The sequence below is a fragment of the Deltaproteobacteria bacterium HGW-Deltaproteobacteria-18 genome (assembly GCA_002841885.1).
GTDB lineage: Bacteria > Desulfobacterota > Desulfovibrionia > Desulfovibrionales > Desulfomicrobiaceae > Desulfomicrobium.
Map to the genome: position 1 here is coordinate 18,087 of PHBE01000010.1, position 22,181 is coordinate 40,267.

The following is a 22,181-nucleotide window of genomic DNA, read 5'->3' on the forward strand; positions in this document are numbered from 1 at the left end:
AACAAAAGAAATATAATTTGGGACATAGCATGAATTCGAAGTTGCGCTCAATACGTTTGCCAGTGGCTGGAATGCACTGCGCGGCCTGTTCGGCCCGCATCGAAAAAGTGATCGGAGGCATGCCCGGAGTGGAGAACATTTCCGTCAATCTGGCCACGGGAGAAATGGATCTGCATTTTGATCCGCAAGACTCTTCTCTGGACCAGATACTGGGACGGGTGCGGGAGCTGGGTTTTTCCGTTGAACCGCCTGCCTCCTCCAGCAATCTTGAACTCAAGATCGGCGGCATGCACTGCGCGGCCTGCTCCTCGCGCATCGAGCGTGTCACCGCTCGCCTGGAAGGGGTGAAGGAAGCCAGCGTCAATCTTGGCGCAGAGAGCGGCCGCTTCGTCTTTGACCCGGCTCTGGTCTCGCAGCGCACACTCCGCCAGGCCATCCACGATGCAGGTTTCACCACCAGCATACCGCAAAAGCAGAGCGCTGGAGACGAAGAGGCGCGGATAGCCGCGCGGCTCGAGGAGAAAAAGCGGAGCGTGATCTGGTCCATGACCTTTGCCCTGCCGCTCCTCATCCTGTCCATGGGTCACATGTGGGGCATGCCCCTGCCAAACTTCCTCGATCCCATGCACGCACCGGGCACCTTTGCCCTGGGCCAGCTCCTGCTGACCCTGCCCGTGGTCTGGAGCGGGCGGAGCTTCTACCTGATCGGCTTCCCGGCCCTGGTCAGGCGCGCCCCGAACATGGATTCGCTGGTGGCCGTGGGTACGGGCGCGGCCCTGGTCTACTCGCTGTGGAACACCATCGAGATATGGCTCGGGGTGGACGCCATGGCGCGCGCCATGGACCTCTATTACGAATCGGCCGCCGTGCTCATCGCCATGATCTCGCTGGGCAAGTTTTTCGAGGCCCGCTCCGTGTCGAAGACCACGAGCGCGGTGCGGGCGCTCATGGCCCTGGCGCCGGATACGGCCACGCTTGTCGACGGCGATGAAGAGCGCAAGATCCCGGTGGAGGAGATCGAACCAGGCGACCTCCTGCGCATCCGACCCGGCGAGCGCCTGCCGGTGGACGGCGACGTGGCCGAAGGCGACAGCCATGTTGACGAATCCATGCTCACCGGCGAACCCCTGCCGGTACGCCGTGGTCCCGGCGACCGCGTCTTTGGCGGCACGCTCAACACCACGGGGGCGTTCGTCATGCGCGCCGCTCTGGTAGGCGAAGACACCATGCTCGCCCGCATCGTGAAGCTGGTCCGCGACGCCCAAGGCTCCAAAGCGCCCATCGCCAGTCTGGCCGACACCATCAGCTACTATTTCGTGCCCGTGGTCATGGCCCTGGCACTGGCTTCGGGCCTGGCCTGGTATTTCTTCAGCGACGAACCCTTTGTCTTTGCCCTGCGCATCGCCATCTCCGTGCTGGTCATCGCCTGTCCCTGCGCCATGGGCCTGGCCGTGCCGACCTCCATCATGGTCGGCACGGGCCGGGGCGCGCAGCTCGGAGTGCTGATCAAATCCGGCCGTGCCCTGCAACGCGCCGGAGAGCTTGACACCCTGGTCTTCGACAAGACCGGGACGCTGACCGTTGGCAAACCGGTGCTGGCCGAGGTCTGGATCGATCCGACCGCCGGGCTCGACAAGGACGCCCTGCTGCGCCTGGCCGCATCCATCGAGGCCCAGTCCGAACACCCTCTGGCCCAGGCCGTGGTCGCGGCCGCGCAGGGTCCCCTGCCCAAGGCCGGGGATTTTTTGTCCGTTCCCGGACAGGGCGTAACCGCCACGGTGGATGGCCGCACCGTGGCCATCGGCAACGAGCGGCTGATGCAGGCCCGGAACCTGAATCTCGAAGCAGCCAGAGCCGTGCGCGAGCGAATGGAAGAAAAAGGGGCCACCGTGGTGCATGTGGCGGTGGACAATGGCCTGGCGGGCTTGCTGGCCATCAGCGACCAGCTCAGGCCTGAATCGGCGAAGGCGGTACAGCGCCTGCGCGACCTGGGCATGGAGATCGTGCTCCTGACCGGCGACTCCAAGCGGGCCGCCAACGCCGTGGCCGCGCAACTGGGCATCGACCGGGTCATCGCGGGAGTGCTGCCGGACCGCAAGGCCGAGGTCATCATCGAGCTGCAGCAGGAAGGACGCGTCGTCGGCATGGTCGGGGACGGGATCAATGACGCGCCGGCCCTGGCCCGGGCCGACCTGGGGGTGGCCATGGGCGGCGGCATGGACGTTGCCATGGAGTCCGGAGACGTCGTGCTCATGCGCGAAGACCTCCTTGGCGTGCTCACGGCCCTCTCCCTGAGCCGCGCCGTGATGCGCAACATCCGCCAAAACCTGTTCTGGGCTTTCGCCTTCAACACCATCGGGCTGCCAATCGCGGCCGGACTCCTGCATGTCTTCGGAGGGCCGACCATGAGCCCCATGCTGGCCGGAGCGGCCATGGCCATGAGCTCGGTACTCGTAGTCACGAATGCCTTGCGATTGCGTTTTTTTGTTCCTCCCAATGCATAAATGCAGTATGCTTTGTTAGTGCACGGCCATACAATCTGTAGGGAGTGGAAACCATGCTTAAACGCATCGAACAGGTCCTGCCTGGTGAAATCCTGGCGGCCGACCTCATGGACCAGACAGGCCGCCTGCTATTTCCCAGGGGAGCGGCGCTGTCGGAAAGCGCCATCGCGGCTATGGAGCAACGGGGAATCACTGATGTCGAGGTAGAAGTCGAACGCGTGCCCCTGAGCGCCGCACAGTTGAAGCAGGCGGCCAACAATGCGCACAAATTCTATGCCGGGCACGACCTCGGCATCTCGCCCGGCCCGGTCTTGCTCGGCCTGCGCACCGAAGCCGAAGCCCAGCGCATCGAACGAGGACTTCCCCCCCTGCTGCGCGATTGCAGGGGCTCTGCCGGCCCGATGCAGCTGCCTCAAGACCTGCCCATGTTCTGCCTGGACAGCTTCGAACCTCCGCAGCTGTCCGCCGTGGCTCAAGACCTCAATCTGGCCCTGAGCGCACCCGATCCCTCCAGCAAGAAAATCGTCGAGATCATCACCCGCAGTCCCGGACTCACGGCCAAGCTGCTACGACTCGTGAACACACCGATCTACGGCTTCCAGCGCAAGGTCGAAACCGTTTCCAGGGCCGTGTCCATCGTCGGCCTGCGCGAAGTGGGCATGCTGGCCTCCAGCCTGCTCATGGTCGATCAGTTCGGGGTCATCCCAAAATCCGTGATCGAGATGCGCTCCTTTCTCGAACACAGCCTCGGTTGCGCCCTGACATGCAAGGCGCTGGCGGTAACCACCGGGCTGGCCCAGCCGGAACAGGCTTTTGTGGCCGGACTCCTGCACGACATCGGACGGCTCTATTTCTTTACGTCCTTTCCCGAGCGCTCACGCTATTGCATAGACAGCGCCCTCAAGCACAAACGTCCGCTTATGACCGAGGAGAGCCTTTTCTTCGGTATCGATCATACGGGCATGGGCGAACGGCTGCTGGACGGATGGCAAATGCCCGTGAGCCTGAGCCGGACTGTAGGCTGCCATCACGATCCCGCGCGGGCCGCCGGACTGCCCCTTGCCGGCATCGTGCATCTGGCCGACCTCCTGACCCACGCCATGGGACTGGGCTGCAGCGGCGAATGCGGCCCGCCCGAAGCCCACCCGGAAGTCTTGGATCTCGTACCGGTTCAGCCGGAGCAACTGGTCGACATCGCGTTCCGCATCGAAGCCCAGCTCGGCCTTATCATGAGCGCGTTTCAATAAATTCAGCCAAAACCCTGAAGGAGAGAACATGCAAATCAAGCGCAAGAACATTCCCGCCGCGACGGTCCTTGAAGCCGCTGCCACGCTGACAATCCCGGAAATCGCAGTTTTTGCCGGCAAGGTCATTCCCATGCTCGTGGCGGAGATAGAAAACAGGGAACTGGCTGTCACCGGCCCATGCTTCTTCACGTACGATGGCTGCAACGGCTCCCCAGACAAGGAATTTTCCCTGCAGGTTGCCTTCCCCGTGGACGCCTGCCGCGGTCAGGGAGCTTTCATCTGCAAGGAGATTCCTGCTCATGAATGCCTGTGCACGGAGTACAGGGGGCCCATAAGCGGAATAGGCCTTGCCTGGAACGCTTTCACTTCGCAGGCCCTGCAGCAGGGGCTTGCCTTGCAGCCCCTGGGCCGGGAAGTCTATGTGCACTGGATCGACCAGGACAGCCCCGAGAATCTGGTCGAGCTGCAGATTCCCCTGCAGGGCTGACGTCCGGACACGACCGGGCTTCAGCGTTCCTCATCCACCAGCAACCAGACGCTACGGGTGTCGCGGGTTTCCATCGATCCGGCGCCCGTGAGCCGTCCCGTGTCCTCGCGCACCTGCTGTGAACTGCCGCCGAGTTCGATCCACTCGCCAAGCCGCCCCGTGACCGTAGTCGAAAGTTCCTGGGTTTCCACATCGAGGCCGGGGCCGGGACTGTCAAAGAATGGCCTGATCTCGATGCTCACACTTTCGCCCACCAGCCGGGGTACAGCGAAAAAACCCTGGCCGACGTCCATGTAGACCACCCCTTCGCTGACCCTCACCCCGCCCGGACGCACGGCGATTCGGCGAAAGGGCACAGCCAGGGATCTACCGATGCGGATGAGGGCCTCGCCCCCGTCCATGACCCGCACGAACTGGTCTGCGCCGCCCTGCGTGGTGCGGCGAGTGTCCCGGCCATAAACCGAGGCGAAAGAACCGCCCTCACGGATTTTGGCCTCGCTCCCCCCGAGCCTGGGGCCGCCCGGCCCAACAATCTCCACGTTCTCCCCGATGCGGATGCGGCCGGACACGCCCACTTCACGCTGCCGGACCGTCGCGTCGCGGCTCTGGCTGACGCGGATGAGCAGCTGGCGGGGCGGACGGTCAATGACGGCCAGCACCTTGCGGAGCTCTTCGAGGTTTGCGGGTGAGGTGCGCACGACAAGGTGCCCGCTCATGCCCGAGATGGCGCCTCCCGCTTCGAGCATTGGGGTGAGCACCGGCAGGACATCCTCCACGACGCGGTGGCGCAGTTCGATGATCTCGACCTGCTGCGCAGCGAAGACAGGCAGGCAGAGAAGAAAGACAAAAAACACTGCGAGGCGCATGGCTGCCTCCTTGGATGGTCGCAGGTTCGGGGCAAAACGGCCTTGAATCAAGACGCGTCAACTCATGCATACCCCCATGTCCGCAGCCCGTCGAGGAATGCGATGCGGCCTGACCATCGGGCATGAAAAAGGAAGGCGTAAAGCGGGGATGAAACCGGAGGCTTGCGAAAATAGCCTGGTGCAGAAGCAGCTTTCAGGCCCGGTGCGCATCTCAAGATACGCATCGGGCCTGAAAGCGGGCACGGCCATGGAGCCGGGAGGAGGTGCCCGGCAGGCCGCCTAGAGGCAGGAGTCGGCAGGCGTGTACGGCAGGCCGAAGGCTTCGGCCACGCCCTTGAAGGTGATCTTGTCGCCGACCATGTTCAGGCCGTTTTTAAGGCCCGAGTTTTCCTTGCAGGCGGCCTTCCAGCCCTTGCTTGCGATCTGCAGGGCGTAAGGCAGGGTCGCGTTGGTCAGGGCCATGGTCGAGGTGATGGGCACCGCGCCGGGCATGTTGGCCACGCAGTAGTGGATGATGCCGTCCACCTCGTAGATCGGGTCGGAGTGGGTGGTCGCTTTCGAGGTCTCGAAGCAGCCGCCCTGGTCAATGGCCACGTCGACCAGCACGCAGCCGGGCTTCATGTCCTTGAACATCTCGCGGGTGATGAGCTTGGGAGCCTTGGCGCCCACGACCAGCACCGCGCCGATGATGGCGTCGGCCTGGGAAGCCAGCTCGCGGATCATGGCCGGGGAGCTCATCAGCGGCGTGCAGTTCTTGGGCATGATTTCGGACAGGTAGCGCAGGCGGTCGAGGTTCATGTCCAGAATGTAGACCTTCGCGCCAAGACCGGCCGCCATCATGGCCGCGTTGGTCCCGACGATGCCGCCGCCGATGACCAACACCGTGGCCGGAGCCACGCCGGTCACACCGCCGAGCAGGATGCCGCGCCCGCCGTGCACGCGCTCGTTGTACTTGGCCGCCTCCTGGGCCGCCATGCGCCCGGCCACCTCGCTCATGGGGGTCAAAAGCGGCAGGCCCCCGTGAGGCCCGGTCACGGTCTCATAGGCAATGGCCACGGAGCCGGTCTTCATGAACTCGCGGGTCAGCTTCTCGTCGGCCGCGAAATGAAAATAGGTGAAGACGATCTGGCCGGGCCTGACCATCGCGTACTCGGACGGCTGCGGCTCCTTGACGTGCATGACCATGTCGGACTGGGCATAGACCTCGGCCGGAGCAGCGACGATCCGTGCCCCTGCCGCCGCGTAGTCGGCGTCGGAAAATCCGCTCCCGATACCGGCCGAAGCCTCCACCAGCACATCGTGACCATGCTGCTTCATGACTTCAACCCCGGCCGGGGTCATGCAGACCCGATTTTCCTGCGCCTTGATTTCCTTGAGAACTCCGACGATCATATGCCTGCTCCTTGTGCCTTGTTGAGTGAGGTGGAAAAATACCTTACTGGCAAAAAGCTTACCACAAAAACAGCCTGCTGCAAACATTGACCAAGATTCCGCGTAAATCCATAGCCGGCAAGGCTTGCGGCGAGTCTGGCCTCATCACCGCACACCAGATGCCCTTCGCACGATTGTAAGACGGGGATACGTTCGGAACTAAATATTTCCATTATTTAAAATATGTATTAAAATTCGAATAGTAATGAAAAATCAGCGCTGGTTATATATGTTTCCATATTGCAATTAAAATTTCCAAATCAAACAATACGCATCAAAAAGGATCTGCCGCGCAGATCGGTCCGGCCCGAAGCTGCGCGCATCACCAGGCCAGCATAAACTCCCTGCGGTCCGTAAGCGCCAAGCCCCCCAGGTCACGCAAAATCCGCCCCCTCCCATTCCAGCCTTGACCCGCTGCGGGATGATTGCCATGTGGCCGTGGGAACACGTCTTGAAAAAATGGAGTCCGCATGCTGGAATTTCGCGAGGTAACCCTGCGCCGCGCCGGGCGAGTGATTTTGGACCGGGTGAATCTCACCGTTTCGCCGGGAGAGCATCTGGCCCTGACCGGACCGTCCGGGGCCGGGAAATCCACGCTGCTCAAAGTCGCCCTCCTGTTCGAACCGGTGGATGAAGGCGCGGTCCTCTGGGGCGGGCGGGAGGTCACGGTGGCCGATCTGGGGGTTCATCGCTCCCGCTTTCTGTACATCGGCCAGAAGCCCCTGCCCTTCGAGGGCACGGCCGGTGAATATCTGAACCTGCCGTTCACCTTTGCCGCCAATCACGCCCTGCATGCAAACCCGGAGGAGCAGAACCGGCTCATGGAGGCTCTGCACCTGGACCCGGCCTTGAAAAAGAGCCCGTACACCCGACTGTCCGGGGGCGAACAGCAGCGCCTGACCATCATCCAGGGCCTGCAGCTTGAGCGCGGCTTCTGCCTTCTGGATGAGATCACTTCCAGCCTGGACCAGGATTCCATGCGCGCCGTGGCAGGCTTTTTTGCCCAGGACAAGGCGCGCACGGTGCTGGCCGTGACCCACAACCGCGAGTGGCTGGATTTCGGCTTCACCGAGGTCAGCATCGAATCCGGAAAACTCAGGAGGCGTGAATGAACGAGACAATGGTCATTTCCATCCCGGCCCTGCTCATGTTTTCCGTCATCCTGATTTTCCCGGTGCTCATTTTTCGCCATCTGCGCCTGCGCCTGACCCGGGACCTGCTCATCTCCATGGCGCGCATGGCGGTGCAACTGGCTCTGGTGGCCGTGTATCTGGAGTACATCTTCAAGCTCGACATGCTGCTGGTCAACGTGACCTGGGTACTGGTCATGATCGTCGTGGCCTCGGGATCGATCCTGCGCCAGAGCTGGCTTTCGTGGAGAAAGTGCCTCTGGACGGTTCTGCCCGCCCACCTGTTGACCGCACTTCTGATTCTGGTCGGCTTTCTGCTGGTCTTCGATTTCGCCACCATCGCCTCGGCCCGCTACCTGGTTCCGCTCATGGGCATGGTGCTGGGCAACATCCTGCGCAGCAATGTCGTTGCCCTGGACCGCTTTTTTTCCGAGCTGCGCGCAAATGTGGAAGTGCACATTCAGTACCTGACCCTGGGCGCAAGCGGCGCGGAAGCGGTGCGGCCCTTCCTGCGCAATGCCCTGCGCGCCGCTGTAGGGCCGCAGATCGGGACGGTGGCGACCATGGGCATCGTCTCTCTGCCGGGCATGATGACCGGCCAGATCCTGGGCGGCTCCTCCCCGGCCGTGGCCATAGTCTACCAGATCATGATCATGATCGCGATCTTCACCGCCGCCACGGTCTCGTCGTTTCTGGCCGTGCACTTCGCCCGCAAGGTGGCCTTCGACCCTTGCGGACGGCTCAATGAAGGCATTTTTCTCAGGCGGCCCTGAAGAAGGGCTCCAAAAGCGCAGAAGCAGACTTATCATCCCGAAATAAAAGAACTTAATTTTGTTGGAAATCATTGTTTTTTTCCATCGCCCTGCTACATCAAGCCGCAATCCAATTTTTGCGGTTCAAGCCCCTTCAAGGGCAAGGCAGGTTTCATGCGCTTTTATCTCACCACCATCATTCTGCTGTCGCTCAGCAACATCTTCATGACCTTTGCCTGGTACGGACACCTGCGCAACCTGTCGCAGACCCCCTGGATCATAGCGGCCTTCGCCAGCTGGGGCATCGCGCTCATGGAATATCTGTTGCAAGTCCCGGCCAACCGCATCGGCCATCAGGTCATGAACATCGGCCAGCTCAAGATCCTGCAGGAGTGCATCGCCCTGTCCGTCTTCATCCCCTTCTCCATCCTGTACATGAAGGAGAAGCCAAGCATGGACTATGTCTGGGCCGGACTGTGCATTCTGGGTGCGGCTTTTTTCATGTTCCGCAAAAAACTGATGGGTGCATGAAGCCCATGCGCTTAAAACGGCAACGGGCCGCGATCCACTCAGGATCGCGGCCCGTTGCCGTTTTTGAATCGTTTCCTACCAGGCGCCCTGTTTCAGAATCTCGTCCAGGGGCTTGCGGGGGGACGGGCTTTCCCAGTCCACATAGGGCTTGCCCAGGTTCTCCTTCGTATCCAGGATGCCGATGGTGAACCCGGCCACGACTTCAAAGTCGGCCCTGTCGATGCCAAAGGTGTCATAAATGGCCTCTTTTCTGATTCCGGACATGCCGTGGGTGTAAAGCCCCAGCTTTCTGGCCTGCAGGGTCAGGGACATCCAGGCCGAGCCGCAATCGTAGACTGCCGTGGGATTGGGCTTGCCGGACTGAGCAAAATTCTTCCGGGCGACCATGAAGCCGATGAGCGAGGCGTTCACGGCCCACTTCTGATTGCTGTCCACCAAGAGACCAAGGAAGGTATCGAAGGTCTCTTCCGTTGAGATCAGAATATTCCAGGGCTGCTCGTTGTAGGCCGAAGGCGCCCAGCGGGCCGCGTCGAAGATGACCTTCATATCTTCGGCGGGAATGGAGGTCTTGACGAAGGAACGCGGGGACCAGCGGGCCGGAAACTCCTCGGCCACGCCATTAAGGGGATCGCGCTTGCTGAAATCGGGAGCATAGGGGGACGGGTATTTCATGATCTCCTCCGGGGTGCAGGCCGGCCCAAAACGGCCTGCGCATTTTGAATTTTTAAGGCAGTCAGGCAGGGTGTTCACGTTTCCCGCGATATATCCCTTGCCGGGAGGAGCATGTCAACGTGGGGATCATCCACGGCGTTGTATCATGATCCGCCCGAACTGGGCCCGAAACTGCCCGGCCCCGCCGTTGGCCGGATGTCTCAAGGCCGGAGCGGTGATGCCCATGGCCGCAAGCAATGCAGCCGATTTCTGTCCCACGGCCAGAATTTTTGCGCGGGAGGCGTAGGCCATGAGCGCTCGCAACACGGGCTGCCCGAGCATGACTTCCTCGTCGCAGGGTGTGCGGTTGCTCAAAAAACCCTTGTCCGGCTTGTACGGATGCCAGGGAAAAGCGTTCCACAGGATCACGTCGCGCGTGTCCACGCCCAGTTCGTGCATGGCTCCCCAGACGATGGTGGCCGTGGGTTCGGTGAAGCCACCCGGCTTTATGTCCTCACGGCTCGTGCGCCGGGGCTGGCCGGCAAAGACCATCTCGGGGCCAAGCCCCTTGTGGCGCAGATGCCCCAGCAGCAGGCGCTCGGAGGTCATGGCTATGCCCGAGAAATGCCCGCCCTGATAGCCCAGGGCCTCGGCCAGAAGAATGACCGTGGCCTTTTGACGTTCGCCGAGATAGGAGACGAGCTGCTCCTGCCGCACGGTCGGCGCGCCGGGCGCGGCATCGTGCACGGAATCCCGATGATGCCACGGATTGAAGACCGCCCCGGACGGAGAGTTTTTAAGCAGTTTCATGAAAGCATGCATGGGCTCTGCGCTACACATTGGCTGGCTCCGGTGCAAGGCCCGACAAACAAGGACCAAGATGATCGAAGTCATCCATTACCCGCTTTTCATCTTTACGGCCGTGACCCTGAATCTCTATCCCGGCCCGGACACCCTCTACATCCTGAGCCGCAGCACGGCTCAGGGCCGCGCCGCAGGAATCGCATCGGCCCTTGGAATTTCCAGCGGATGCGTGATCCACACGCTGCTCGGCGCCCTGGGACTGGCCGCCGTGGTCATGGCCTCGGCCACGGCCTACCAGATGATCAAATGGGCCGGGGCGGCCTATCTCGTCTATCTTGGCCTGACCATGATGCGGACGGGCTCCGAAGACGCCTCACATGCCGGGCCCGGAAGGCAAACCCCGGGCCGCATCTATGTCCAGGGCGTGATCACCAGCGTGCTCAATCCCAAGGTGGCGCTGTTCTTCATGGCACTCATCCCGCAGTTCATCGCCCCGGGCGCCGCCCATCCCGGCCTGTCCTTTCTGGCGCTGGGCCTGACTTTCGTCACCACCAGCACGCTGTGGAGCCTTGTCCTGGCCATGGCCGCCGGGACGTTACACCGGCGACTGGCCGGCGGGTCAGGCTCACGCTGGCTCAGACGCCTGGGCGCAGGTCTGCTGGTCGGCCTTGGAGCGCGGCTGGCTTTTTCCGACTAGGTCTTGACGCGCCCCCCTGCGGAGTTACCCTTCTTCCTTGCGACCGAACGACCGGCCTCACGGAGAGCAACTCATGAACACGACCTCAAATCTCAAGATCGGCCTTGCCCTGGGCAGCGGCTCTTCACGCGGCTGGGCCCACATCGGCATCATCCGGGCTCTGGCGGAGCAGGGCATACGCCCGGATATCGTCTGCGGAACCTCTGTCGGGGCGCTTGTCGGCGCAGCCCACGTCGCAGGCAATCTGGACAGACTCGAAGAGTGGGTCCGCTCCCTGACACGGCTTGAAACCGCAAGCTTTTTTGAACTGAACTCCTCTTTCACAGGATTCGTGAACACCTCAAGGCTGCGCAAATTTCTGGAGAGGCACGTGGCCAAAGCGGACACGCGCATCGAGAACATGGCCATGCAATACGGTTCCGTGGCCACGGATCTGGAATCCGGTCGCGAGATATGGTTCACCAAAGGGCCAATGCTGGAAGCCGTGTGGGCCTCCATCTCCCTGCCGGGGCTTTTTCCGGCCATCCGGCACGAAGGCCGCTGGCTCGTGGATGGCGGTCTGGTCAACCCGGTGCCGGTCTCGGTCTGCCGTGCCCTCGGGGCCGACGTTGTCATCGGCGTAAACCTCAACGGCGACATCGTGGGCAAGCATCTGGCGAAGACGCCAAAAAAGGAAAAGAAGAACGGCGTGGCCGAAGCGTTCTCGAATCTGGTCAAGGAATATGCAGGGCCTCTCTTTTCTTTTTCCGAAGAGCAAGACGAACCCCCGGGCCTCTTCGACGCCATCGCCGGTTCCGTGAATATCGCCCAGGAACGCATCACGCGCAGTCGCCTTGCCGGAGACCCTCCGGAGATCCTGCTCGCGCCCAAGCTCTCGCACATCGGACTACTGGAGCTCTTCAGGGCCGAAGAAGCCATTGAAGAAGGCAGAAAATGCGTTCAACGCGCCATGCCCGAGATCGACTTTCTGCTGCAAAAAATGTGACCTTCACCATCTTTCCAAATGCCCTGACAACATGTCCAAGGAGGCTCCATGCCCATATTGCGTTTTGTTCTTTTCTTCCTGTTCATCGCCCTGCAGGCTCAGGCCGCGCAGGTGCGCATCTCGGACACGGACTACCGCGCCTATCGGACGCTGACCCTTGAAACGGGCCTTGAGGTGCTGCTGGTGCACGACGAGCGCGCCTCCAAGGCCGCGGCCGCCCTGGCCCTGCCCGTGGGCAGCCTCGACAATCCGGACTCCCAGCCCGGGCTGGCCCATTACCTGGAACACATGCTCTTTCTGGGCTCCAAGGCCTACCCCGGCCCCGAGGAGTATCAGGCCTTCATCACCAGAAACGGCGGCCAGACCAACGCGGCCACGGGCTACACCTCCACCACGTACATGATGGAGGTCGATCCCCCCGCCTTTGCCGAGGCCCTGCGGCGCATGGCCGACACCCTGGCCCATCCCCTCCTGGACCCGGTCTATTCGGACAAGGAGAGAAACGCGGTCAACGCCGAGATGGAATCCAAGAAGCACAGCGATGGCCGCCGCCTGGCCATGCTGACCCTCTCGACCCTGAACCCTGAGCATCCGGGCACCCGCTTCACGGGCGGCAACCTCGAAACCCTGTCCGACAAGCCGGGCAGCCTCCTGCACGAAGAGTTGGTTCGCTTTCACGGCACCTGGTACTCGGCAAACCTGATGAAGGGCGTACTTTACGGACCCCAAAGCCTGGACGAGCTCGAAGCCCTGGCCAGACGGGAGCTCGCCGTCATCCCCGACCGCAAGGCCACGGTGGCCGTTCCCACGGTGCCCCCGGCCACGGACGACGAAAAGGGCGTGATCATCGGGGTGCGGCCCGTACGCGAGACCCGCAGCCTGAGCATCGAATTCGTCCTGCCCCAGGCTTTGGACGACCATCGCACCAAGCCCCTGCAGGTCGTGTCCGCCGTGCTCGGCACGGAGACCTCGCATTCCCTGATCGAGGTGCTGCGCAACAAGGGGCTGGCGCTGTCCCTGAGCGCCGGCGGCGACACCACCAGCCTTCGCAACGGCGTGACCCTGTCCCTCTACGTGCAGCTTACCGAAGAAGGCGACAGACGCCGCGACGAGGTCCTGGCCACAGTCTTCGCCTACTTCGACCTGCTGCGCGCCCAGGGACTGAAGCAGGCCTATTTCGATCAGCTGCGCAGCATCTGGAACATGGAGTTCCGCTTCGCCCCCCTGACCAGCGGCTTCGACTACGTCGCCTCCGCCGCCGGGGGGATGCTCCTGCATCCGGTCGAAGACGTGAATTTCGGCTTCTATCGCCTGGATTCCTACGACCGCGAGGCCGTGAACACGGTGATCGAGGCGCTTCGACCCGAAAACGCACGGATCTTTCAGGTCGGCCCGGATCAGCCCGTGGACAGAAAGGCTTTTTTTTACCAGACGCCTTACAGCACAAGGCCCATCGATGAAGGCGATGTCTCCCGCTGGGCCGAACTTTCCGCCGGCATGGATCTGCGTCTTCCGGACCTGAATCCCTTCCTGCCGGACGATTTCTCCCTGGTCGCGCCCAAGGGCGACACACACCCCCGCGAAATCGCAAACAGACCCGGCCTCTCCCTTTGGCACGCCCGCTCGGCGTTCCGTCAGGAGCCCAGAGCCATCCTCATGACCCGGCTGCAGTCCGCCCGGTTCGCGTCCACCATCGAGCAGACGGCCCTGCAGGGCGTACTGCTCGAACTGTGGAGCCAGAAACAGGCGGGCCTGCGCTATCAGGCCATCGAAGCCGGGCTTGGACTGTCGATATCGGGAGACGAAGGCATCGTGATCCGCATTGACGGTTTCAGTCAGCACCAGGCCGACCTCTTGCCCCGGGTGCTCGACTTCCTGAGGCAGGAAGTCACGCCGGAGGATTTCAAGCAGGCCAAGGCGGAACAGCTGCGCGAGCTTGCCAACATGAAAAAGCAGGGCCTCTTCGGCCAGGCCATGGGGGCGATGCGCAATCTGCTCAAAACCCCGTCGTGGGATCACCTTGCTCTCGAAGACGTGACAAAGGGGCTGGCTCCCGAAGACTTCAACCAATACCTGCGCACCGTGCGCCGGGATCTGCGGTTCACGGTCTTTGGCTTCGGCAATGTAACGGGGGAGGAGCTGCAAAAGCTGACACGGGACCTTGAGCCGTTCATAGGCCCCGAAGCAGGCTCGCCCCCGACGGCAACGCGCATCGCGCCCAGACAGGGCGTGACGGCGGATTATCGCAAGGACAGCGTGCTGGAGGACAGCGCGCTGGTCGAACTCTTCCTCGACCCCGCGCCCGGGCCCCGTTCCAAGGCGCGCATGATGCTTCTTGAAGGGCTGCTTTCCCCCCGCTTCTTCAACAGGCTGCGCACCGAGGAGCAGCTTGGTTATGTGGCCACGACCTTTCCGGTCATGTTCGCGCACAATGCCGGGATCGGATTCGGCGTGCAAAGCCCGGTGCAGGGCACAGCAGGTCTGGCGGACAGATTTGAATCCTTCTATTTCCATGCGCTTGCGCAGATGCGCGGCGTGACAAAAGAGGAATTTGAAGGCGTGCGGCAGGGCGTGCTGGCCTCGCTGACCAAGAGCCCGGACACCCTGGAAGAAGAGTTCGGCTGGCTCGAAACAGACCTGCGCCTCGGCAACCGGGAATTCGACAGCCTGGATCGCCTGGTGGACGCCCTGAAAACAACCACCCTGCCCGAGGTCGTGCGCGCCTATGAATCCATGGTGCTTGGCCCCGGCGGCACGCGGGCGCTCATCCAGGTCCAGGGCTCGCGCTTCAGCGACTTCGGCTGGGCAGGCAAAACAGGCGCCGCGCTGGTCGAGCAGCCCGAAGACTTCCACAGGCTCATGGGCCTGCAACGCTACCAGGGTCTCTAAACACCCGCAAAAAAAGGGCGCCCGTCAAACAACGGGCGCCCTTGCTGATCCATGCCCTGGCGCGGAGGATGAATATCCTGCCCGGCCAGGGCTTTTTTATCGCTTATTTCCCGCCCAACTGCCGTCCTGCCAAAAAGGCCGCAAAGTTGGCCTGCCAGATGGCCGGCTTGGGGCTGACGTTCTTGAGAGCCTGCAGCCAGTACTCGTTGGGGAACGAGTCGAAGGGAGCCAGGGTGCTCAGGACTCCGATCATGACCACGTTGGCGCTGCGGCCCGTGGGGTCGCCAAGGCCAAGGGCCGTGCCGAGCACGTCGACGTCGATGACCTTGTAGCCGCTTAAGGCTTCGCGCACGGCTTCCACCGTCGGATAGTTTTCGGCCTTGAAAAGCGGAGGCATGATGGCCGTGTTGGCCAGAATGACCGTGCCGCCGGGCCTCAGCATGTCCAGGAAGCCGGGGCGGAAGACTTCGCTTCGCTCCATGCAGACCAGACACTGGGAAGTGCCGGGCATGAGCACGGGGGAATGGACCGCGCCGCAGGCGAAGGTGCTGATGACCGGGCCGCCCATCTGGGCCATGCCGTGGGTCTCGCCCTTGACGATGTTCTGCTTGTCGTAGCCGAGCAGGTACGCAAGCTGGGTCAGGACGCGGCCGAAGAAGAGGTTGCCCTGACCGCCGACGCCGCGGATGGCCACGGACAAAAAGGGCGGCAGGCCGCCGGTGGCAGGCAGATCGATGGCCTCGGGCGGAACGGGCAGGTCAGGACAGCTGGTCAGGCCGCAGGCGCTCTGATCCTTGGCCGGAGCGATGGCGCCCTTGGGGCACATCTGGGCGCAGGCCGGGTTCTGGCTCACGCAGCCTGTGCAGATATTATTGAAGAAGGGCAGCCCCTCTGCGTCGGCCTCTATGCCCGAGCAGATCTGGCACATGCCGCAGCGGATGCACAGTTCCGGATCCACGGCCATTTTGACGCCGTAGGACTCCTTGGGCATCTTGCGGATGCACACGCCCGTTACCACAAGGGTGGTGAAGGTACCGCTCTCGGCGGCCTTGAGAGAATCCTTGAGGGCCTTTTCCAGAGCCTTCTTGTCGTAACCGCTGACCTCGACCACGTTGGCCCCATGCGCCTTCAGGCTCGCGTTCAGGTCAAAGATATTGGGGTCCCCGGCCAGGTTGGCGGGCGAAGTGGGCGAAGGCTGTCCGCCGGTCATGGCGGTCCATTCGTTGTTCAGGATGACCTTGACGCCGGGAATATTCCTGAAAATCGTGTTGCGGGTCGCGTCCATGCCGCTGTGGCACTCAGTGCCGTCCCCGAGCACGGCCAGACATTTGCTTGCGGCCTCGGGACGGGAGAGGACATAGCCCAGCCGCTTGGCTTCGCTCGCGCCCATGGCCAGGGCGGTGTCCATGGCGTTCAGGAAGTGCAGCAGCGTATTGCAGCCGATATCGCCGAACACGGCCTCAAGCTTGCCCTTCTTGCGCATCTTGCCGACGATCTGGCCGAAAAGACGGTATGGGCAGCCCGCACAGATCATGGGCGGGCGCGGCAGGCTTGCCACGGCGGATTTTCCGGCCGACTCGGCCAGGCCCAGGCGGGCGGCAATAAGGGCCGGAGTCCATTCGGTGACGGTTTCGTCCACGCCTTTGCCCTGAACCGCGATTCCTTCGGCCTGGATGGCCTCCTGGATGAAACGATAGCCGTCCTCGATGACGTAGACGGGACCGTCGATGCTTTCGCAGAAGCGGCGGATAAGATCCATGGGCAGGGGGTAGGTGAAGCCTAGGGACAGGACGTCCACATTCTTGCCCGTGGCAGCCCGGACTTCCTCGACGAAGAGATCGTTCACGCCGTGGGTGATGATGCCGATCTTGCCGTCACCCCTGGTCAGGACATTGAGCGGACTCTCCTCGACCATTCCGCGCAGGGCCGGGATGCGTGTGGTGCGGACCTGATCATGGAACATGCGCGCACGTACGGGCAGGGTGATGAAATCGCTCATCTTCTCGGGCAGGGGGGCCTTTTCGCGCGTGGCCGTTTCCATCAGGCGCACCAGCCCTTCGCTGTGACAGAGCACTCCGCTGGCGATGATGGCCACGGGAGTGTTGAACTGCCGCCCAATGTCCGCCGCGATGCGGGCCGCCTCGTGCATTTCCTGGTGGTTGCGGGGTTCAAAGACCGGAACGCAGCAGCTTTTGAGCATGTAGCGCGCGTCAACCAGATGCTGGGTGGAGCTTGGAGTATAATCGCTGGCGATATAATAGACGAGACTGCCGCGCTGGCCTGTGTAGAAGGCGGCGGAAGTTATCACGTCGGCGGCCTGGAACAGGCCCGGAATCTTCATGGTCACGACGCAGTCGCTGCCGGCCAGGGTATGGCCGAAGCCAACGCCTGCGGCCACGGCCTCGTTCACGGACCATCCCACGGTGATCATGTCCTGGACCTGGGAGAGGCCCTTGTCGATGACCTCGGTGCTGGGCGTCCCGGGATAACCGTCCGCGGCGTGAATCCCGGCCCGCACACACCCAACGGCAAAGGCCATATTGCCCTGTATTACCACACCCTTGCCCGTCTCTCCGACGCACATCGCCTTCACTGCACTCATGAATCCTCCAAAAAAATATGTCTTAAAGAAGCACCCCGCCTAAGGGCATGACGGCAAACATTAAGGCGCCCGGTCCGGTCATGAATGCCCCGGATGTGTTCGCGCCTTGTCGTCTGGCGGTACGCGAAGCCCCGCCCTTTCTCAAGTCCCAAGCGGAACAAAGCCCGAACCCAAAGCCCCTGCAAAGGAATCGCAAGGGCCGATCGTCACAGCAAGTCCCGGAAAAAACAGCCTCTTGATATTTTCAAAGACTCTTCGATCATAAGCTTGCATCTTGAACCAGAATCTGTTTGAAGAAAGTCCATATGGGAACCACGTACGCCAACATCACGCTCAAAGGTCCTAAGGCGCAGGATATCCTGCAGGAGCTCGGCAATCAGGGCCGCTCCGCCTTTGTTTCTCCAACCGAGGACGATCTGACCACTGTCTATGAAATGGACAGTGACGAGGGCGACTCCGCCGCTCTCACCGATCTGGCCGAGGACCTCTCCGGCTATTTCGGATGTCCGGCTCTGGCCGTCCAGACCCTGGACGAAGAGCTCCTCAACTACTGGCTCTACGCGGACGGGGAATTGCTCGACACATACAAGTCGCCGTCCCAGTCCCTGGACCCCGAAGGCAAGGGCGACTCCAAAAGCCAGGGCGGCAAGCCCGAACTGCTGGCCCAGCTCTTCAACACCGACGCCACCCGCGAAGAAATCATCGACATCCTGCACTGTCCGGATCAGGAGTGCAGCTTTTCCCTGGCCGTGGATCGCCACCTGAGCCTGGTGGAACTTCTGGGCCTGCCCATGTGCTCCGTAGGCTTCGGATTCTGCGACCTGGACTCCGGCGAATATCCCGAAGACCTGGACGAGGAAGACCTGCTGCGGGTAGACGAGGAATAGCCTTCCTGCAGCGGGCTTGCCCGCACGCACTCCAGCTCCAGCCTCCCCTGCTGGAAAAATAGCCCGTTTTCAGACTACCTTCCACGCTGCAACAGTCACAGCAACGACCGAAGAGCCCTGCACCCCGCCTTGAAGGAAGTTCCGCTTCTGCTCCACAGCGTGGCGTGACCAACCTTGCGTCCGGGTCGCTGCGCCTTGCCGTAAAGATGGACATGCAGTCCGCGCAGCGCCAATAGCCCAGCCAGATCAGGCTGCTTTCCGATGAAATTGACCATGGCCGAAAGGCCGGTAACGGAAGTCTTGCCCAAAGGCAGCCCCACGATGGCCCGCAAGTGGTTCTCGAACTGGCTCGTCATGGATCCCTCGATGGTCCAGTGACCGGAGTTGTGCACCCGCGGCGCCATCTCATTGGCCAGCAGCGTGGACCCGACCTGAAAAAGCTCCAGAGCGAGCACCCCTACATAATTCATCTGTCTGAGAAGTTTTCCGGCCAACGCCTCTGCCTGCTTTTGCATCGGATCCTGCGGACAGCTCTTGGAAAAACGCAATACCCCGTCATGGTGGACGTTTTCGCTTATCGGGTAAAACAGGATCTTGCCCGCCTGATCCCTCACACCAAGAATGGAAATTTCGCGTTCGAACGCGACCAGACTCTCCAGCACCAGGGAAAACCCGCCCAGCATCTCCCACGCCCTGGCTACATCGTCACGGCTGCGCAGCACGAACTGCCCTTTTCCGTCATAGCCAAGAGTACGGGTCTTCAGCACGGCAGGCAGACCGATTTCCTCGATGGCAGCGTTCAGCGTCGCCAAGGAGTCCACCGTCCTGAAGGCAGGGACGGGAATGCCCAGTTTCTGGAATAACATTTTCTCGCGCAGTCTGTCCCCGGCACAGACCAGTGCCTGGGCGCCAGGGTGCACGGGCGTGATCTGAGAGAGAAATTCGATGCATTCAAGAGGGATGTTCTCGAACTCGTAGGTGATGATGTCCACCCGCCGTGCGAATCGCGAGAGCATGACGCGGTCGGAATATTCCCCCCGCAGATGTTCGCCAAGAGGAGCGGCGCAGGGGTCGGGCGCGGGATCGTAGAACACGAAATCAAAACCCAGGGGCAGACCCGCCATGGCCAGCATGCGCGCAAGCTGCCCGCCTCCGAGCACGCCGACGATCATTGCGGATCTCCCGGAACGGGATTGTCCAGGACGGTCTGCGCCTGCTTGCGCCTGAACTCCGCCAAAGCCTCCCGAATCCGCGGATGCTGCATACCGAGGATGGCCGCGGTCAGGAGCGCGGCGTTGACGGCTCCGGCCCTTCCGATGGCCATGGTTCCCACCGGCACCCCGGCGGGCATCTGGGCGATGGAAAGCAGGGAGTCCATGCCGTTCAAGGCCTTGGAACGCACGGGCACCCCGATGACCGGAAGCAAAGTCATGGCCGCGGCCATGCCCGGCAGGTGGGCCGCGCCTCCGGCTCCGGCAATGATCACCTGCAGGCCGCGCGCCTCGGCTCCGGAAGCGTATTCAAAAAGCAGGTTCGGAGTCCTGTGCGCCGAAACCACCCGCGTCTCATGAGCGACCATCAGGATTTCCAGTGTCCGGGAACAGTGCTGCATCGTCTCCCAATCCGAGGAAGATCCCATGATAACACCGACTAAAGGGGCCATATTGTGCTCCAATGATTTATTACGATGTCATGCCGGACAAAGCCGGAAAGAGGGGCATGGCCATGCCGAAATGTTTCGGAAACACGGCAAATACCATGATCTCCCGGCCACCTGATCATTTGCACCCACCTACTTGTCTATTTTCAGCAGCAAGTATATTCGTATTTAATGGATTAATTGTTCGTGAAAAACTGACAACAAGCGACGGGCATGCTCAACTACAAGCAACTCTACTATTTCTGGAATGTGGCCACGGCAGGCGGCATCAGGCGCGCGGCCGAACGCATGCACCTGACGCCGCAGACGCTCAGTGGGCAGATCGGCGAACTGGAACGGGACCTTGGCGTCAAGCTCTTCGTCCGCTCGGGACGAAGGCTCGAAATCACCGAGTCGGGCAAACTCGCCCTGGCCCGCGCCGACGAAATCTTTCAGATCGGCAATGAGCTGACCGAGATGCTGCGGGCCTCCCCTCCGGAAGAGGCCTTGCCCTTCCGCGTCGGTCTGGCGGATTCGGTTCCCAAGTCCATCGCCTTCCGCCTCCTGGCTCCGGCCTTCGAACTCGCCACTCCCATCCGGCTTTTCTGTCACCGGGACAGGCCGGAAAATCTGTTTGCCGAATTGGCCGTACACAGGCTCGAACTTGTCATCGCCGACCAGCAGTTGCCTTCCGGACTCGGTGTAAAGGCTTTCAACCATCCCCTTGGCAACTGTTCGATGACATTTTTCGGGGTTCCGGACCTTGCCAGGCGCTACCGGCCGGATTTTCCGCGCTCCCTGGAAGGTGCGCCAATGCTCATGCCGGCGGGAAGCGCACGCGGCGCGCTGGGCGGGTGGTTTGCCGAACACGGAATTCATCCGCATGTGGTGGGGGAATTCGACGACACGGCGCTCCTGAAAACCTTCGGCCAGGCTGGCCTTGGGCTCTTTCCGGCGCCAAGCGTGATGAGGGAGGAAGTCCGGCGAATCTACGAAGTGGATGTGGTGGGGGAGGCGACAGACCTCGACGTGCGCTATTTCGCCATTTCAGCGGAAAGACGTCTCAAGCATCCTGCCGTCATGGCCGTGAGCGAGCATGCGCGGCAGAATCTCTTCGGCGGCTGAAAAGGCCCTCGGCCGATCTGCAACCGAAAATGATCCGGGAGGTGATGAATCCGAGCGAAACTCGGGGACAGGCTGGACCGACCTGACCAAAAACCAGGGGGCGTATCCTGAATCGGGGTATTGACGCCGGGGATGCCTTGGCATCCCCGGGGCATCACTGCAGAAAATCCAGATAATCCCGCGCGGACTTGGCTTCCCCGGATTTGGGATATTCCTTGACGATACGCGCAAAAAGCTCCCTGGCTTCCGTCGTCTTGCCCATGCGCACCTGATGCTCAGCCAGAGCCAGAAGGGTGGAGGCACTGTCCATGTCCGCCTCCAGACCGCTTTTGAGCACCGACTCGGCGTCATCAAGTCGGTTCTGAGCCACAAACGCATCCGCCAGCAGCTTGTAGGCCGGGATATAGCGCCAGTTGCGTGCCAGGGCCTTGCGCCCGAATTCCTCGGCTTCCCGGGCCCGACCCTGGCGCAGCAGGAGCACGCCCAGATTGTAGGCGGGGAACTCGGGAGTGACATAGGTCAGGATGCTGAGCGCCTTGCGATACGCGGCCTCGGCCTCGCTATCCCGCCCCAGGGCTTCCTCGACCTTGCCCAGATTGTTCCAGGCCTCGCCGAAATTGTCGTCGATCTCGACGGCCCTTGCGAACCCGTCCCGGGCCTGCTCAAGTTCCTGCAGCCCGATGTAGATCATGCCCGAATCAAAATGATATCGCGACAGATGGCTGGCCGCTGACTCCACCTGCAGGAGTTCCTGCAAGGCCAACTGGGGCTGATCGCTGTTGATGTAGGATTCGATCAGGTTGAAGCGCAGATCCACTTCCCTGGAGCCCATATCCGATGACGCGCCCCTGGAAGTCCCGCGGGCTCCGCATCCAGCAAGGACAAAGCATAAAACGAGAACCATCGTGCATGTCTTCATGGCCGTGTTCCTTGACAGCCCCCTTTTGGGGGCTC

General features: G+C 61.9%; 19 protein-coding genes. 11 read left to right on the forward strand and 8 right to left on the reverse strand.

Features of this window, described 5'->3' with window-relative positions; genetic code table 11:
* Nucleotides 1-29: 29 nt before the first annotated feature.
* Genes CVU60_10555 through CVU60_10565 form a run of 3 tightly spaced genes read left to right on the forward strand, consistent with a single transcriptional unit; the run spans nucleotide 30 to nucleotide 4,238 of the window.
* The gene (locus CVU60_10555) at nucleotides 30-2,504 is read left to right on the forward strand and encodes a copper-translocating P-type ATPase (protein PKN41451.1); all 2,475 of its coding nucleotides are present in this window, start codon (nucleotides 30-32) and stop codon (nucleotides 2,502-2,504) included.
* Nucleotides 2,505-2,557: 53 nt separating this feature from the next.
* Nucleotides 2,558-3,751, forward strand: coding sequence for a hypothetical protein (locus tag CVU60_10560; GenBank protein PKN41452.1), 1,194 nt, complete (start codon nucleotides 2,558-2,560; stop codon nucleotides 3,749-3,751).
* A gap of 28 nt (nucleotides 3,752-3,779) precedes the next feature.
* Entirely contained in the window at nucleotides 3,780-4,238 is a 459-nt protein-coding gene (locus CVU60_10565; protein PKN41453.1) for a hypothetical protein, read from the forward strand.
* A 20-nt stretch (nucleotides 4,239-4,258) separates the two neighbouring features.
* On the opposite strand, the gene CVU60_10570 is transcribed toward CVU60_10565, so the two are convergent.
* The gene (locus CVU60_10570) at nucleotides 4,259-5,104 is read right to left on the reverse strand and encodes a hypothetical protein (protein ID PKN41454.1); all 846 of its coding nucleotides are present in this window, start codon (nucleotides 5,102-5,104) and stop codon (nucleotides 4,259-4,261) included.
* 279 nt (nucleotides 5,105-5,383) lie between these two features.
* A complete protein-coding gene (gene ald / locus CVU60_10575; GenBank protein ID PKN41455.1) occupies nucleotides 5,384-6,496 on the reverse strand; it encodes an alanine dehydrogenase in 1,113 nt (370 codons plus the stop codon).
* A gap of 509 nt (nucleotides 6,497-7,005) precedes the next feature.
* Here ald and CVU60_10580 point away from each other — a divergent pair.
* From CVU60_10580 to CVU60_10590, 3 genes are all read left to right on the forward strand, one after another.
* Complete coding sequence (locus CVU60_10580) at nucleotides 7,006-7,647, forward strand: hypothetical protein (GenBank protein PKN41456.1); 642 nt, start codon at nucleotides 7,006-7,008, stop codon at nucleotides 7,645-7,647.
* A complete protein-coding gene (locus tag CVU60_10585; protein PKN41457.1) occupies nucleotides 7,644-8,438 on the forward strand; it encodes an ABC transporter permease in 795 nt (264 codons plus the stop codon). Before CVU60_10580 ends, CVU60_10585 begins: the two co-directional genes overlap by 4 nt.
* 153 nt (nucleotides 8,439-8,591) lie before the next feature.
* A complete protein-coding gene (locus CVU60_10590; GenBank protein PKN41458.1) occupies nucleotides 8,592-8,948 on the forward strand; it encodes a hypothetical protein in 357 nt (118 codons plus the stop codon).
* A gap of 75 nt (nucleotides 8,949-9,023) precedes the next feature.
* On the opposite strand, the gene CVU60_10595 is transcribed toward CVU60_10590, so the two are convergent.
* Together CVU60_10595 and CVU60_10600 are read right to left on the reverse strand one after the other, a co-directional pair.
* Complete coding sequence (locus CVU60_10595; protein ID PKN41459.1) at nucleotides 9,024-9,620, reverse strand: hypothetical protein; 597 nt, start codon at nucleotides 9,618-9,620, stop codon at nucleotides 9,024-9,026.
* Nucleotides 9,621-9,746: 126 nt separating this feature from the next.
* Nucleotides 9,747-10,439 (reverse strand): hypothetical protein, encoded by a 693-nt coding sequence (locus CVU60_10600; protein ID PKN41460.1) that lies wholly within the window; start codon nucleotides 10,437-10,439, stop codon nucleotides 9,747-9,749.
* Nucleotides 10,440-10,479: 40 nt separating this feature from the next.
* Between CVU60_10600 and CVU60_10605 the strand changes: the two genes are divergently transcribed.
* The 3 genes from CVU60_10605 to CVU60_10615 all read left to right on the forward strand — a co-directional run bounded on the left by CVU60_10605 (nucleotide 10,480) and on the right by CVU60_10615 (nucleotide 14,974).
* Entirely contained in the window at nucleotides 10,480-11,100 is a 621-nt protein-coding gene (locus CVU60_10605) for a lysine transporter LysE (protein ID PKN41461.1), read from the forward strand.
* Between the two features lie 73 nt (nucleotides 11,101-11,173).
* The gene (locus CVU60_10610) at nucleotides 11,174-12,085 is read left to right on the forward strand and encodes a patatin (GenBank protein PKN41462.1); all 912 of its coding nucleotides are present in this window, start codon (nucleotides 11,174-11,176) and stop codon (nucleotides 12,083-12,085) included.
* 48 nt (nucleotides 12,086-12,133) lie between these two features.
* On the forward strand, nucleotides 12,134-14,974 hold the full coding sequence (locus CVU60_10615; GenBank protein ID PKN41463.1) for a hypothetical protein: 2,841 nt from the start codon (nucleotides 12,134-12,136) through the stop codon (nucleotides 14,972-14,974).
* Nucleotides 14,975-15,077: 103 nt separating this feature from the next.
* Here the strand turns inward: CVU60_10615 and CVU60_10620 are convergent, their stop codons facing one another.
* Nucleotides 15,078-17,576, reverse strand: coding sequence for a pyruvate ferredoxin oxidoreductase (locus CVU60_10620; GenBank protein ID PKN41464.1), 2,499 nt, complete (start codon nucleotides 17,574-17,576; stop codon nucleotides 15,078-15,080).
* A gap of 305 nt (nucleotides 17,577-17,881) precedes the next feature.
* On the opposite strand from CVU60_10620, the gene CVU60_10625 reads away from it, so the two are divergent.
* Nucleotides 17,882-18,463 carry a hypothetical protein gene (locus tag CVU60_10625; GenBank protein PKN41465.1) on the forward strand — a complete coding sequence of 194 codons (582 nt, stop codon included), beginning with the start codon at nucleotides 17,882-17,884 and terminating at the stop codon, nucleotides 18,461-18,463.
* 95 nt (nucleotides 18,464-18,558) lie between these two features.
* Here the strand turns inward: CVU60_10625 and CVU60_10630 are convergent, their stop codons facing one another.
* Nucleotides 18,559-19,635, reverse strand: coding sequence for a 5-(carboxyamino)imidazole ribonucleotide synthase (locus CVU60_10630; protein PKN41466.1), 1,077 nt, complete (start codon nucleotides 19,633-19,635; stop codon nucleotides 18,559-18,561).
* Entirely contained in the window at nucleotides 19,632-20,126 is a 495-nt protein-coding gene (purE, locus tag CVU60_10635; protein ID PKN41467.1) for a 5-(carboxyamino)imidazole ribonucleotide mutase, read from the reverse strand. The genes CVU60_10630 and purE overlap by 4 nt, the downstream gene beginning before the upstream one ends.
* Before the next feature lie 210 nt (nucleotides 20,127-20,336).
* Here purE and CVU60_10640 point away from each other — a divergent pair, with 210 nt between their 5' ends.
* A complete protein-coding gene (locus CVU60_10640) occupies nucleotides 20,337-21,227 on the forward strand; it encodes a LysR family transcriptional regulator (GenBank protein ID PKN41468.1) in 891 nt (296 codons plus the stop codon).
* Nucleotides 21,228-21,381: 154 nt separating this feature from the next.
* Here the strand turns inward: CVU60_10640 and CVU60_10645 are convergent, their stop codons facing one another.
* Nucleotides 21,382-22,146 carry a hypothetical protein gene (locus CVU60_10645; protein ID PKN41469.1) on the reverse strand — a complete coding sequence of 255 codons (765 nt, stop codon included), beginning with the start codon at nucleotides 22,144-22,146 and terminating at the stop codon, nucleotides 21,382-21,384.
* Nucleotides 22,147-22,181: the final 35 nt, after the last annotated feature.

Bases quoted from the DNA above. Each gene is read 5' to 3' on its own strand.
- CVU60_10555 (PKN41451.1), top strand. From the start codon at position 30: ATGAATTCGAAGTTGCGCTCAATACGTTTGCCAGTGGCTGGAATGCAC.
- CVU60_10560 (PKN41452.1), top strand. From the start codon at position 2,558: ATGCTTAAACGCATCGAACAGGTCCTGCCTGGTGAAATCCTGGCGGCC.
- CVU60_10565 (PKN41453.1), top strand. From the start codon at position 3,780: ATGCAAATCAAGCGCAAGAACATTCCCGCCGCGACGGTCCTTGAAGCC.
- CVU60_10570 (PKN41454.1), bottom strand. From the start codon at position 5,104: ATGCGCCTCGCAGTGTTTTTTGTCTTTCTTCTCTGCCTGCCTGTCTTC.
- ald (PKN41455.1), bottom strand. From the start codon at position 6,496: ATGATCGTCGGAGTTCTCAAGGAAATCAAGGCGCAGGAAAATCGGGTC.
- CVU60_10580 (PKN41456.1), top strand. From the start codon at position 7,006: ATGCTGGAATTTCGCGAGGTAACCCTGCGCCGCGCCGGGCGAGTGATT.
- CVU60_10585 (PKN41457.1), top strand. From the start codon at position 7,644: ATGAACGAGACAATGGTCATTTCCATCCCGGCCCTGCTCATGTTTTCC.
- CVU60_10590 (PKN41458.1), top strand. From the start codon at position 8,592: ATGCGCTTTTATCTCACCACCATCATTCTGCTGTCGCTCAGCAACATC.
- CVU60_10595 (PKN41459.1), bottom strand. From the start codon at position 9,620: ATGAAATACCCGTCCCCCTATGCTCCCGATTTCAGCAAGCGCGATCCC.
- CVU60_10600 (PKN41460.1), bottom strand. From the start codon at position 10,439: ATGTGTAGCGCAGAGCCCATGCATGCTTTCATGAAACTGCTTAAAAAC.
- CVU60_10605 (PKN41461.1), top strand. From the start codon at position 10,480: ATGATCGAAGTCATCCATTACCCGCTTTTCATCTTTACGGCCGTGACC.
- CVU60_10610 (PKN41462.1), top strand. From the start codon at position 11,174: ATGAACACGACCTCAAATCTCAAGATCGGCCTTGCCCTGGGCAGCGGC.
- CVU60_10615 (PKN41463.1), top strand. From the start codon at position 12,134: ATGCCCATATTGCGTTTTGTTCTTTTCTTCCTGTTCATCGCCCTGCAG.
- CVU60_10620 (PKN41464.1), bottom strand. From the start codon at position 17,576: ATGAGTGCAGTGAAGGCGATGTGCGTCGGAGAGACGGGCAAGGGTGTG.
- CVU60_10625 (PKN41465.1), top strand. From the start codon at position 17,882: ATGGGAACCACGTACGCCAACATCACGCTCAAAGGTCCTAAGGCGCAG.
- CVU60_10630 (PKN41466.1), bottom strand. From the start codon at position 19,635: ATGATCGTCGGCGTGCTCGGAGGCGGGCAGCTTGCGCGCATGCTGGCC.
- purE (PKN41467.1), bottom strand. From the start codon at position 20,126: ATGGCCCCTTTAGTCGGTGTTATCATGGGATCTTCCTCGGATTGGGAG.
- CVU60_10640 (PKN41468.1), top strand. From the start codon at position 20,337: ATGCTCAACTACAAGCAACTCTACTATTTCTGGAATGTGGCCACGGCA.
- CVU60_10645 (PKN41469.1), bottom strand. From the start codon at position 22,146: ATGAAGACATGCACGATGGTTCTCGTTTTATGCTTTGTCCTTGCTGGA.